We start from the raw sequence: 11,485 nt of genomic DNA, 5'->3' as shown, positions 1-11,485 counted from the left end.
GCGCGACCTGGCGCTGCCCGTCGCCCAGTACGACATGGACGCCTACTACAACACCGTCCGCAACAAGTTCTTCGGCATCGGCGATTACAGCGAAAGAAGGTGAGCCATGGTTGGTCATTCCCCGCCGGAGGGTCCGAAGGAAGCGTCCATGGACGAGATCCTCGCCTCCATCCGGCAATCGCTGAACGAGGATGAGGAAACCGGCGCCGCTCCGCTGGACCTGACCGAGGCCATGCTGGTGCCGGAGGCTTCGCCCGCGGCAGCGGCGCCTCCGGCAGGTCCGGATGACAGCGCCGAGCCCGCCGGGGGATTGCTCGGCCCGGTGGCGGCGGCGGCCACGGCGGCCGCGCTGGCGCAGCTGGCCCGTACCGTGTCGTCGAACCGCGCGGCTCCGGTTCTGCGGCAGGCCGGCCCCAGCATCGAGGATGTGGTGCGCGAGGAATTGCGGCCGTTGCTCCGCGAATGGCTGGACCAGCATCTGCCGACCCTGGTGAAGAGGCTGGTGGAAGCCGAGATCCGCCGGTTGATGGGACAGCCGGGGGGGGATCGCGGCGCGGCGGGCTGATCCGCGCCAGCTTCCTCTTGACGCCGGGGCGGCGCCCGACCAAGCGTGCCCGCATGCTCGACAAGACCCTCTCGCCCGCCTCCTTCGAACAGCGCCTCTATGAGGGGTGGGAGGCTTCGGGCGCCTTCGGCGCCGACCCGTCCAGCACGGCGGCGCCGTTCACCATCATGATCCCGCCGCCTAACGTCACCGGCAGCCTGCATATCGGCCATGCGCTGACCTTCACCATCCAGGACACGCTGGTCCGCTGGCGCCGCATGCAGGGGCGCGACGCGCTGTGGCAGCCCGGTACGGATCATGCCGGCATCGCCACCCAGATGGTCGTGGAACGCCTGCTCGGCACGCAGGGTGTCGCCCGCCGCGACATCGGGCGCGAGAAATTCCTGGAGCACATCTGGGAATGGAAGGCGCAATCGGGCGGCACCATCACCCGGCAGCTGCGCCGCCTCGGCGCCAGCCTCGACTGGCCACGCGAGCGGTTCACCATGGATGCCGGCCTGTCCGAGGCGGTGCGCGAGGTGTTCGTCACCCTGCACCAGCAGGGGCTGATCTATCGCGACCGCCGACTGGTGAACTGGGATCCGAAATTCCAGACCGCCATCTCCGACCTGGAGGTGGAGAGCCGGGAAATGAAGGGCAGCCTCTGGCACCTGCGCTATCCGGTGGAGGGGCAGCCCGGCCGGTATCTCGTGGTGGCGACCACGCGCCCGGAAACCCTGCTGGGCGACACGGCCGTGGCCGTGCACCCGGAGGATGAGCGGTTCCGCGACCTGATCGGGGCATCGGTGATCCTGCCGCTGGTCGGCCGGCGTATTCCCGTGGTGGCAGACGAATATTCCGACCCGGAGAAGGGATCGGGCGCGGTGAAGATCACCCCCGCCCATGACTTCAACGATTTCGAGGTCGGCAAGCGGCACGGCCTGGCGATGCCCTCCGTGCTCGATGCCGTCGGTGCCGTGTGCCTGGACGAGATCGAGGGCGACCTCCTGGCCGTGCCGGGCGTGGCCGATCCTGATTTCGTCCGCGGCCTCGCCGGACAGGACCGCTTCGCCGCCCGCAAGGCCATTGTGGCGGAGCTGGAGCGGCTGGATCTGGTGGAGACGATCGAGGCGCACCAGAACGCCGTGCCGCATGGCGACCGCTCCGGCGTGCCGATCGAGCCTCGCCTGACCATGCAGTGGTACTGCGACGCCGCCACCCTGGCGAAGCCGGCGATCGAGGCGGTGGAGAGCGGCCGCACCGAATTCGTGCCGAAGCATTTCGAAAACGTCTTCTTTTCCTGGATGCGGGACATCCAGCCCTGGTGCGTCTCGCGCCAGCTCTGGTGGGGCCACCAGATCCCGGCCTGGTACGCGCCGGATGGCAGCGTCTTCGTGGCCCGGACCGAGGAAGAAGCCTATGTCCAGGCCCGTCAGGCGCTGGGCGAGGGGATTACGCTGACCCGCGACGAGGACGTGCTGGACACCTGGTTCAGCTCCGCCCTCTGGCCGTTCAGCACGCTGGGCTGGCCGCAGAAGACGGCGGAGCTGGCGAAGTACTACCCCGGCGACGTTCTGGTGACGGGCTGGGACATCATCTTCTTCTGGGTGGCCCGGATGATGATGATGGGCATCCACTTCATGGGCGAGGTGCCGTTCCGCACCGTCTACATCCATGGCCTGGTCCGCGACGAGAAGGGCCAGAAGATGTCGAAGTCGAAGGGCAACGTCATCGACCCGCTGGAGCTGGTGGACAGCTTCGGCGCCGATGCCCTGCGCTTCACCATTGCCTCGCTGGCGACGCCGGGCCGTGACGTGAAGCTCGGCCGCAAGCGGGTGGAGGATTTCCGCTCCTTCGGCACCAAGCTGTGGAACGCCGCCCGCTTCTGCGAGATGAACGGCATCGCGCCGGACCCGGGTTTCGATCCTTCGGCGGTGCGCGCGCCGCTGGCCCGCTGGATCCTGGATGCCGCGAACCAGGCGATCGGCGAGGCCACGGCGGCGCTGGACGCCTACCGCATGGATGATTACGCGGGCTGTTGTTACCGCTTCGTCTGGAACAGCTTCTGCGACGGGTTCCTGGAATTCGCCAAGCCGGCGCTGAATGGCCCGGACGGTGCGGAAAAGGCCGAGATCAAGGGTGCCGCCCAGCACGTGCTGGGCACCATCCTCCGCCTGCTGCACCCGGTGATGCCCTACCTCACCGAGGAGCTGTGGGACCGCTTCGGCTATGGCGCCGAGTTCAGCCTGATCCACGCCGCCTGGCCGGAACCGGTGCCCGTGAGCGAGGCCGCCGCGGCCCGCGGCGAGCTCGACTGGCTGGTCGGGCTGGTGTCCGCGGTGCGGGCCGTGCGAGCCGAAATGAACGTGCCGCCCAGCGTGACCGTGCCGCTGCTGGTGCAGGACGCGTCACCGGAAACCCTGGCGCGCGGCGGAGCCTGGCTGGACACCATCCGCCGCATGGCGCGGGCCACCGAGTTCCGTGCCCTGGCCACCGACGAGGCGCCAAAGGGCGTGGCCCAGCTGGTGGTGGGCGAAGCCACGGTGCTGCTGCCCCTGGCCGGGGCGATCGACCTGGAGGCCGAGCGGGCCCGGCTGCGGCGTGAGCTGGACAAGAACGAGGCGGAGGCCGCCAAGGTGTCCGCCAAGCTGGCGAATCCCGACTTCGTCAGCCGGGCCAAGCCCGAGGTGGTTGAGGAAAACCGCGAACGCCTGGCCGGGTTCGAGGCGGAGGCGGCCCGGCTGCAAGTGGCGCTGGACCGAATCACCGACTGAGGAGGCCGTGCCGCGGCGCGTCGCCGCGGTAGGTCAGGCGAGTTCGATCACCAGGGGCGTATGGTCGGAGGGCTGTTCCTCCGCCCGCGGGCCGATGTCGACCCGGGCGGAGACCAGACGTTCGGCCAGCTCAGGCGACAGCAGCGCGTGATCGATGCGCAGCCCGCGATTGCCTTCAAAGGAGGCGCCGTAGTCCCAGTAGGTAAAGACCTGTTCCCGCGGATGCAGGGCCCGAACCGCATCGGTCAGGCCCAGGTGGCAGATCGCCTGAAAGGCGGCGCGGGTTTCCGGGCGCACCAGCGCGTCCGTGGCCGGCAAGGCGCCCGGCGCCAGATCCAGCGCGGCCGGGCAGACATTAAAGTCGCCGAGGATGGCCAGCGGCTTGAATTGATCCAGCAAGGTGACGGCGCGCTGCCGCAGCCGCTCCATCCAGCGCAGCTTGTAGGCATAGCCCTCGGCGCCACCGGAATTGCCGTTCGGCAGGTAGATGCCGGCGAGGTGCGCGCCGCCGGCGATCACCTCGATATAGCGCGCATGGTCGTCGGCGGCTTCGCCCTCCAGCGCCTCGCAAATTACCTCAAAGGGAATTCGCGACAACACGGCGACGCCGTTGCGGCCACCCGGCTGTCCAACCGCGTGCACCCGGTAGCCGAGGCGCTCGAACTCGGCGGCCGGAACCTCCTCCGTCTTGCATTTCAGTTCCTGCAGGAACAGCAGGTCGGGCTCGGCGTGCTGCAGGAAGCGGGAGATATGCGGAACACGCTTCCGCACGGAGTTCACATTGAAGCTGGCGAGGCGCACCGCAGCGTTGCTTCGGATCAGCCGATGGAGAAGGAAGCGCCGCAGCCGCAGCCGGACGCCGCCTGCGGGTTGCGCACGGTGAAATGCGCCCCGATCAGCTCGTCCGCCCAGTCGAGCTGCGCGCCCTGCACCAGGTCCAGGCTGACCGGGTCGATCATCACCCGCGTTCCGTCTGCCTCCAGCACAAGGTCGTCCTCGGCCACGGCGTCGTCGAGCTGAAAGGAATACTGGAAGCCGGAGCAGCCGCCCGCCAGCACGGCCAGCCGGAGTCCGGCTCCGGGCCGGCCCTCGCGCCCGGCGATCTGGCGGACCTGGGCGAAGGCGCGGGGCGTGACGCTGAAGGAAGCGGGGTGCGGCGAACCATCGGGCATGATCGGGAAACTCCTCGACACCGAACATAGGCCGTGGCCCACCGCTTTCCAACCTTGATGCCGGCGTTGCGGCAGGCCAGGGCGGCTGGTAAGCCGCCGCGGTCATGCCCGACCTTGCTCCCTATGCCGTCCGGCCGGAAACCTCGCGTGGCCGCCTCCATCCGGAGCCGGCGGGCGGGGCCCGATCGCCGTTCCAGCGTGACCGGGACCGCATCATCCACAGCGCCGCGTTCCGGCGCCTGCAATACAAGACGCAGGTCTTCATCTTCCATGAAGGGGATGCGTTCCGCACTCGGCTGACGCACAGCATCGAGGTGGCGCAGATCGCCCGCTCCATCGCGCGGCGCCTGCGGGTGGATGAGGATCTGGCGGAAGCCCTGGCCCTGGCCCATGATCTCGGCCACCCGCCATTCGGCCACGCCGGGGAAGAGGCGCTGAACGGCGTGATGCGGCCCTATGGCGGCTTCGATCACAATGCCCAGAGCCTGAAGGCAGTCACGACGCTGGAATGGCGCTACGCCGAGTTCGACGGGCTGAACCTGACCTGGGAAACGCTGGAAGGCTTGGCCAAGCACAACGGACCGCTGCGCCGCCCGCCGCCCTTCACCGCCGAGTACGACCAGCGCCATTCGCTCGAGCTGAACACCCATTCCTCGGTGGAAGCGCAAGTGGCGGCGCTGGCGGACGACATCGCCTACAACAACCACGACCTCGACGACGGCCTGCGGGCCCGCATCTTCACCCTGGACGAAGCGGCCTCCCTGCCGCTGGTGGGCACCGCCCTGGCGGAAGCCCGCCGGGCCTACCCCGCCGCATCGCCGGCGCGCCTGGCGAGCGAGGCCATCCGGCGGGTGATCAACCTGATGGTCGAGGACGTGGTCGCGGAGGCGACGCGCCGCCTGGCGGCCCTGGCGCCGGCGGATGCCGCGGCGGTGCGGCAGGCCGGCCAACCGATGGTGGCCTTCAGTGCTGCCATGCAGGAAGCCAACCAGCAGGTGCGGGAGTTCCTGTTCGGCCGCATGTACCGGCATTGGCGGGTGAACCGCACCACGCAGAAATGCCGCCGGGTGGTGCAGGTGCTGTTCAGCCTGCTGCATGGCGGCCCCGACATGCTGCCGCCGGAATGGCGCGAGCGCGCCGGGGTCGCCGGCAGCGCCGACTGTGCCGCCGCCGTGTGCGACTACATCGCCGGCATGACCGACCGTTTCGCGCTGGAAGAACACCGGCGCCTGACCGACCCCCATCTTCCAGGCTGAACGGACCCTATGGAACAGCATCAAGACGCCCCGCAGGACATCTTCGCCGCGTTGCGCATCGAGGTCCTGGCCTGCCTGCGGCGCCTCCTGCCGGAACTGCCGGAAGAAGCGCTGGCCCGCGTCACCGTGGAGCCGCCCCGCGATGTCTCCCACGGGGACATGTCCACCAACGGCGCCATGGTCGTGGCCAAGCCTGCCCGGCAGCCGCCGGCCAGGATCGCCGCCCAACTGGCCGAGGCGCTGGCACGGCTTCCGATGGTGTCGGAAGCGGTTCCGGCCGGTCCGGGCTTCGTCAACCTCAGGCTGGCAGAGGACTACCTGCTGAGCCAGCTGCCGCTGATCCTCCGGGTCGGCGAGGCCTATGGCGATGGCCAGTCGGGGCAGGGCGCAGCGGTGAACGTGGAATATGTATCCGCGAATCCGACTGGCCCCATGCATGTCGGCCATTGCCGCGGCGCGGTGGTGGGCGATGCCTTGGCCAACCTGCTGGCCAAGGCGGGCGCGCGCGTGACCAAGGAATACTACATCAACGACGCGGGGGCGCAGGTCCAGGCGCTGGGCTATGCCGCCTATTGGCGCTACCTGCAGGCGCTCGGCACGACACTGACGGAGGACGCCTACGCCGCATCCATCCCCGGCGGGTTGCAGTATCGTGGCGACTACCTTGTTCCGGTCGGCGAAGCGCTGCGCGAGCAATATGGCGACGCCCTCGCGCCGGGAGCGATGCCGGCCGATCCGGCCAACTGGATCGATGTGGTGCGCAGCTTCGCCGTGGCGCGGATGATGGAAGCGATCCGCGAGGATCTGGCGGCGCTTGGCGTCGAGCATGACGTGTTCATCAGCGAGGCCGAGCTGGTGCGCCGCGGCGTGGCCGACCAGGCCATCGCCGAGCTCGCCGCCCGGGGCATGGTGTATGAGGGCGTGCTGGAACCGCCGAAGGGCAAGTTGCCGGAGGATTGGGAACCGCGGCCGCAAACGCTGTTCGCCTCCACCCGCTTCGGCGACGACGTGGATCGTCCGCTGCGCAAAAGCGATGGCAGCAACACCTACTTCGCCAACGACATCGGCAACCATGCCGACAAGATCGCGCGCGGCTTCGACGAGCTGGTGCAGGTCTGGGGTGCCGACCACGGTGGCTACGTGCCGCGCATGAAGGCCGCGGTCGCCGCGCTGTCGGCTGAGAAGCCGATCGGGTTCTCGGTCGTGCTGACGCAGATCGTGAAGGTGCTGAAAGGTGGCGAGCCGGTGCGCATGTCGAAACGCGCCGGCACCTACATCACGCTGCGCGACCTGATCGACGAGGTCGGGCGTGACGCCGTGCGTTTCACCATGCTGACACGCAAATCTGACGCGCAGATGGATTTCGACCTCGACAAGGTCGTGGAGCAGTCGCGCGACAATCCGGTGTTCTACGTCCAGTACGCGCATGCGCGCTGCCGCTCCGTGTTGCGCCAGGCAGAGGCGCCGGTTCAGGCCGAGCTTGCGGCGGCGCCGGTCAATCTGCTGAAGGATCCGGCGGAGTTGGCGCTGATCCGCCGCCTCAGCCTGTGGCCGCGGGTGGTGGAGGGCGCTGCTGCGGCGCGGGAGCCACACCGGATTGCCTTTTATCTTGGGGACTTGGCCGGCGACTTTCATATTTTGTGGAACCGTGGCCGCGATGATGCGACATTGCGATTCATTCGGGCCGAGGAGCCGGACGCCACGCGGGCGCGCCTCGCGTTGGTGGCCGCCACGGCCATCGTCATCCGCTCGGGCCTCGCGGTCATGGGCGTCGCGCCGGTTGAGGAGATGCGGTGAGAGAAGCTCAGATCCCGTCCTATCGGGTCAGGGAAACCGCTGAGGATGGCGGCTCCCGCCGCCTCCTGATGATGGCTGCCGGCGTTTTGGGAACCCTGGCGGTCGGCGGTGTGGTCGGCTGGACGATCACGCATTACACGGACAACACCATTCCGGTGATCCAGGCGGATTCGCGCCCCATCAAGGTGCGGCCGGAGGATCGCGGCGGCTTGCGGGTCGCCAACCAGGACGAGATCATCTTCCAGCGGCGCACGGCGAGCGGCAGTTACGAGCCTTCCGGGAGGCTCGGCCCGGCGGCCGAAGCGCCGAACCTGGATGCGCTGCGTGCCGCGACGACCCCGCCGGCGATGCTGGCGCCACAGGTGGTTGCCGCGCCACCGCCGCTGCTGGTGCCAGCCCCGGTGCAGGAGGCGGAACCCTCGGCAACAACTCTGCCGATTGCCGCGCAAACGCCGCCTGCCGCGCCACCAGCCGCTGTTCCGGTGCCGGAACCGGCACCCCCCGTGGTTGTGCGGGCGCCGGAGCAACTGCCGCCAGCCGCACCGCCGGCCCGCCCCTCGGTGGCCGTCAGCGGCACCGTGGTGGTGCAACTCGGCGCGCTCGGTTCCGAAGCCGGCGCGCGCGCCGAGTGGGACCGGCTGGGCCGGCGGGTTCCGGAACTGAGCGGACATGCGCCGCAGATCATCCGCTTCGAGCAGGACGGAAAGCCCACCATGTGGCGCCTGCGCACCGGCGGGTTCCAGAGCCGCGATGCGGCCAGCGACCTGTGCAATTCGGTGCGGAGCCGCGGCGGTGCCTGCGCCGTGATCGGCGGCTGAGGTCCGGCGCTGACATGGCACATCCTCGCGCCGCGATCATCGGTTTGGCCGGCCACCATTTATCAACGGACGAGGTGGCCATGCTGCGGCAGTGGCGCCCCTTCGGCGTGATCCTGTTCGCCCGCAACATCGCCAATCCGGAACAGCTTCGAAGCCTCACAACAGCGATCCGCACCGAGCTGGGAGCCGAGGTGCCGATCCTGGTGGATCAGGAAGGCGGGCGCGTCGCCCGGCTGCGGCCGCCGCACTGGCCGGAGTTTCCACCCGCCGCGCGATTCGAGGCGGGCGCCGAGGCAGCCGCCTGCGCCAACGCCACGCTGCTCGGGCTGGAATGCCGTGATCTCGGGCTGGATGTGGTCTGCGCACCGGTTCTGGATCTGCGCCTGCCCGGAGCCCATGGCATCATCGGAGACCGTTCCTTCTCCGCGGACCCCGACGAGGTTGCGAGGCTCGGCGGCGCCTGGATCCGGGGATTGCAGGAAGCCGGGACCATCCCGGTGATCAAGCACATCCCGGGGCATGGGCGTGCCGCAGTCGACAGCCACCTGGAGCTGCCCCGCGTCACCGCCACGGCGCGGGAGCTGGAAGCCGATCTCGCTCCCTTCACGGCGCTGGCGGCGTCCGGCGCCTGGGCCATGACGGCGCACATCCTCTACACTGCCTGGGACGAGCAACGCCCCGCCACCCTGTCGCCGCTGGTGATCGAACAGGTGATCCGCGGCGCCATCGGCTTCGATGGCCCTCTGGTGTCGGACGATCTGGCCATGCATGCGCTGCGGGGCGAGCCCGGCGGGCTGGCGCGGGAGTCGCTCGACGCCGGTTGCGATCTGGTGCTGCATTGCACCGGCGTGCTGTCCGAAAGCGTCGCGGTGCTTCGCGGCAGCGGCCCGCTCAGCGACCGGGCCGAAGGGCGCCTCGCGCGGGCGCGGCAGCACAGCCTGCCGGGCCGGGTTATGGTCCATGATCGGACCGCCCTGGCGCGGCAGCGGGATGACGTCCTGCGGAACCTGGCGTGACGGAGTGGCTGCCGGAGCTGCTCGCGGCCATTCTGGCGGCGGTTCTGGCCATCACCCTGCATGAGGCAGCGCATGGCTATGCCGCGCTGGCCATGGGCGACGACACTGCGGCACGGGCAGGGCGACTGAGCCTCAATCCCCTGCGGCATGTCGACCGGGTCGGCACGGTGATCCTGCCCGGGCTGCTGGTGCTGTTCCAGCTGCTGACGATCGGCCGGGTCGAGGTGATGTTCGGCTGGGCCAAGCCGGTGCCGGTGGATATCGGCCGGCTGCGCAACCCGCGCTTCGGCATGGTGCTGGTGGCGGCTGCGGGGCCGGCCATGAATGTGTTCCTGGCGTGGTGCGCAGCGATGCTGGCGCATCCGCTGGACGGCCTTGCCGGCGTCCTGCCTCCGGAGGCGATGGAGTTCGCCATCCGCTTCGTTGTTCTCTCGATCCTCGCCAACCTGCTGCTGGGGCTGTTCAACCTGTTGCCGGTGCCGCCGCTGGATGGCGGCCGTATCATGGTGGGTCTGCTGCCGCGCGGGCCGGCCATGGCGCTGGCGCGGTTGGAGCCGGCCGGGCTGGTGATCGTGCTGCTGCTGTTGTTCGTGCTGCCCCGGCTGGCACCCTCCCTGGACATCATGGGAGGGCTCGCGGCCCTGGTGACGGGGCCGGGGTTCCGCCTGATCCTGCAGCTGGCCGGACATGGCGTGTGATGCCGGAAAGCGCGCCGCCGGACATGCTGCACCTCACATTGGAAGGCTATGAGGGCCCGCTCGACCTCTTGCTGGAACTGGCCCGGGCGCAGAAGGTGGACATCGCCCGCATCTCCATCCTGGCCCTGGTGGACCAGTACCTGGCGGTGATCGAGGGCGCGCGCCGCATCCGGCTGGAGCTCGCCGCCGATTGGCTGGTCATGGCGGCTTGGCTCGCCTGGCTGAAATCCCGCCTGCTGCTGCCGGACGATCCCGGGCAGGAAGAAGATGCGGAGCAGCTGGCTGAGCAGCTGGCCGAGCGGCTGGCTGAGCTGGAACGGATGCGCGCAGCGGCCCGCTGGCTGTCGCGGCGGCCGATGCTGAACCTGGATGTTCTGGCGAGGGGCCAGCCGGAGAGCCTGGTGCAGCAGGACCGCAGCGGCCTCCACGCGGATCTGCCGGGCCTGCTCCGCGCCCATGTGGAAGCGCTGCGGAGATCCTCGGCGCGGCGTCCCTACCGGCCGAAGCCCCGCCGCCTCTGGACCGTGCAGGACGCCCTTGACCGACTGGCCCGCCTGGTCGGCACCCTGCCGGAATGGGGCGAGTTGCAGCGCTTCCTCCCGGAAACCCTGACCGACCCGGTTGAAAAACGTGCGGCCTTGGCGGCGACCTTGATCGCGGGGCTCGAGCTGGCCCGCGGCGGCGGACTGGAGCTGCGTCAGGAAGCGGCCTTCGGCCCGATCCTGTTGCGCAAGGCATCGGCCTGCCGCACGATCATGAGCGTTGAGGATGCACCCGATGCAGCAGCCGCCTGACCCCGCTGCACCCGAGGATTCCGCCACCACCGCGGGCAACCTCCGCCTTTCGGATGATCCGGCGGGCATCGCCCCGCTGGAGCACGCCCTGCGGCTGGCGGAGGCGTTGGTGTTCGCCTCCGACCGGCCGGTGCCGGCGGAGCGCCTCCAGGCCCTGTTGCCCGACGGGCTGCGGGCCGATGCGGTGCTGACGCTTCTGGCCTCGCGCTATGCCGGGCGCGGCGTGGAATTGACAGAGGTGGCGGGCGGCTATGCCTTCCGCACGGCCCTCGACCTCGCGCCCCTGCTGACCAAGGTGGTGGAAACGCCGCGCCGCCTGCCGCGCGTTGCCATGGAAGCGCTGGCGATCATCGCCTATCACCAGCCGGTCACACGCTCCGAGATCGAGGAGATCCGCGGCGCCAGCCTGTCGCAATCCACGCTGGAAACTCTGCTGGAGCACGCGCTGATCGCGCCGCGGGGGCGAAAGGAGGTGCCGGGACGGCCAACCCTGTGGGCCACCACGCCGCGCTTCCTGGAACAATTCGGCCTGCGGGTGCTGGCCGATCTGCCCCGGCGGGAGGAATTGCTGGCGGGGGAGGCCCAGCCCGCTGCAGCACGGGATTGAATTTGCTTC

At 69.6% G+C, this 11,485-nt stretch carries 11 protein-coding genes; 9 read left to right on the top strand and 2 right to left on the bottom strand.

The window, feature by feature from the left end; all coding sequences use genetic code 11:
- The first annotated feature begins 148 nt into the window (after window positions 1-148).
- Together D2K64_RS07830 and D2K64_RS07825 are read left to right on the top strand one after the other, a co-directional pair.
- Window positions 149-565 carry a DUF2497 domain-containing protein gene (locus D2K64_RS07830; protein WP_157985757.1) on the top strand — a complete coding sequence of 139 codons (417 nt, stop codon included), beginning with the start codon at window positions 149-151 and terminating at the stop codon, window positions 563-565.
- A 53-nt stretch (window positions 566-618) separates the two neighbouring features.
- Window positions 619-3,318 carry a valine--tRNA ligase gene (locus tag D2K64_RS07825; RefSeq protein WP_120007685.1) on the top strand — a complete coding sequence of 900 codons (2,700 nt, stop codon included), beginning with the start codon at window positions 619-621 and terminating at the stop codon, window positions 3,316-3,318.
- Window positions 3,319-3,351: 33 nt separating this feature from the next.
- Here D2K64_RS07825 and xth read toward each other — a convergent pair whose 3' ends face one another.
- Together xth and D2K64_RS07815 are read right to left on the bottom strand one after the other, a co-directional pair.
- Window positions 3,352-4,119 carry an exodeoxyribonuclease III gene (xth, locus tag D2K64_RS07820; RefSeq protein ID WP_120007637.1) on the bottom strand — a complete coding sequence of 256 codons (768 nt, stop codon included), beginning with the start codon at window positions 4,117-4,119 and terminating at the stop codon, window positions 3,352-3,354.
- 17 nt (window positions 4,120-4,136) lie between these two features.
- Window positions 4,137-4,490 carry a HesB/IscA family protein gene (locus D2K64_RS07815; RefSeq protein WP_120007636.1) on the bottom strand — a complete coding sequence of 118 codons (354 nt, stop codon included), beginning with the start codon at window positions 4,488-4,490 and terminating at the stop codon, window positions 4,137-4,139.
- 104 nt (window positions 4,491-4,594) lie between these two features.
- Between D2K64_RS07815 and D2K64_RS07810 the strand changes: the two genes are divergently transcribed.
- The 7 genes from D2K64_RS07810 to scpB are packed head-to-tail and all read left to right on the top strand — an operon-like array spanning window position 4,595 to window position 11,476.
- Entirely contained in the window at window positions 4,595-5,746 is a 1,152-nt protein-coding gene (locus D2K64_RS07810; protein WP_120007635.1) for a deoxyguanosinetriphosphate triphosphohydrolase, read from the top strand.
- A 9-nt stretch (window positions 5,747-5,755) separates the two neighbouring features.
- Window positions 5,756-7,543, top strand: coding sequence for an arginine--tRNA ligase (argS, locus tag D2K64_RS07805; protein ID WP_120007634.1), 1,788 nt, complete (start codon window positions 5,756-5,758; stop codon window positions 7,541-7,543).
- Window positions 7,540-8,361 (top strand): SPOR domain-containing protein, encoded by an 822-nt coding sequence (locus D2K64_RS25420; protein WP_238384073.1) that lies wholly within the window; start codon window positions 7,540-7,542, stop codon window positions 8,359-8,361. The genes argS and D2K64_RS25420 overlap by 4 nt, the downstream gene beginning before the upstream one ends.
- Window positions 8,362-8,375: 14 nt before the next feature.
- Window positions 8,376-9,377, top strand: coding sequence for a beta-N-acetylhexosaminidase (gene nagZ, locus D2K64_RS07795; RefSeq protein WP_120007633.1), 1,002 nt, complete (start codon window positions 8,376-8,378; stop codon window positions 9,375-9,377).
- On the top strand, window positions 9,374-10,075 hold the full coding sequence (locus D2K64_RS07790) for a site-2 protease family protein (RefSeq protein ID WP_202910546.1): 702 nt from the start codon (window positions 9,374-9,376) through the stop codon (window positions 10,073-10,075). The genes nagZ and D2K64_RS07790 overlap by 4 nt, the downstream gene beginning before the upstream one ends.
- The gene (locus tag D2K64_RS07785) at window positions 10,075-10,869 is read left to right on the top strand and encodes a segregation and condensation protein A (RefSeq protein WP_120007632.1); all 795 of its coding nucleotides are present in this window, start codon (window positions 10,075-10,077) and stop codon (window positions 10,867-10,869) included. Before D2K64_RS07790 ends, D2K64_RS07785 begins: the two co-directional genes overlap by 1 nt.
- Window positions 10,853-11,476: an SMC-Scp complex subunit ScpB gene (scpB, locus tag D2K64_RS07780; RefSeq protein ID WP_370764548.1), complete on the top strand. Its 624-nt coding sequence runs from the start codon at window positions 10,853-10,855 to the stop codon at window positions 11,474-11,476. Before D2K64_RS07785 ends, scpB begins: the two co-directional genes overlap by 17 nt.
- Window positions 11,477-11,485: the final 9 nt, after the last annotated feature.

Source organism: Teichococcus vastitatis (assembly GCF_003604215.1).
Lineage (GTDB): Bacteria > Pseudomonadota > Alphaproteobacteria > Acetobacterales > Acetobacteraceae > Pseudoroseomonas > Pseudoroseomonas vastitatis.
This window is presented reverse-complemented; position numbering and strand designations above follow the sequence as displayed.

Excerpts from the sequence above, each read along its gene's own strand:
- D2K64_RS07830 (WP_157985757.1), top strand. The coding sequence starts at position 149 with ATGGACGAGATCCTCGCCTCCATCCGGCAATCGCTGAACGAGGATGAG.
- D2K64_RS07825 (WP_120007685.1), top strand. The coding sequence starts at position 619 with ATGCTCGACAAGACCCTCTCGCCCGCCTCCTTCGAACAGCGCCTCTAT.
- D2K64_RS07815 (WP_120007636.1), bottom strand. The coding sequence starts at position 4,490 with ATGCCCGATGGTTCGCCGCACCCCGCTTCCTTCAGCGTCACGCCCCGC.
- D2K64_RS07810 (WP_120007635.1), top strand. The coding sequence starts at position 4,595 with ATGCCCGACCTTGCTCCCTATGCCGTCCGGCCGGAAACCTCGCGTGGC.
- argS (WP_120007634.1), top strand. The coding sequence starts at position 5,756 with ATGGAACAGCATCAAGACGCCCCGCAGGACATCTTCGCCGCGTTGCGC.
- nagZ (WP_120007633.1), top strand. The coding sequence starts at position 8,376 with ATGGCACATCCTCGCGCCGCGATCATCGGTTTGGCCGGCCACCATTTA.
- D2K64_RS07785 (WP_120007632.1), top strand. The coding sequence starts at position 10,075 with ATGCCGGAAAGCGCGCCGCCGGACATGCTGCACCTCACATTGGAAGGC.
- scpB (WP_370764548.1), top strand. The coding sequence starts at position 10,853 with ATGCAGCAGCCGCCTGACCCCGCTGCACCCGAGGATTCCGCCACCACC.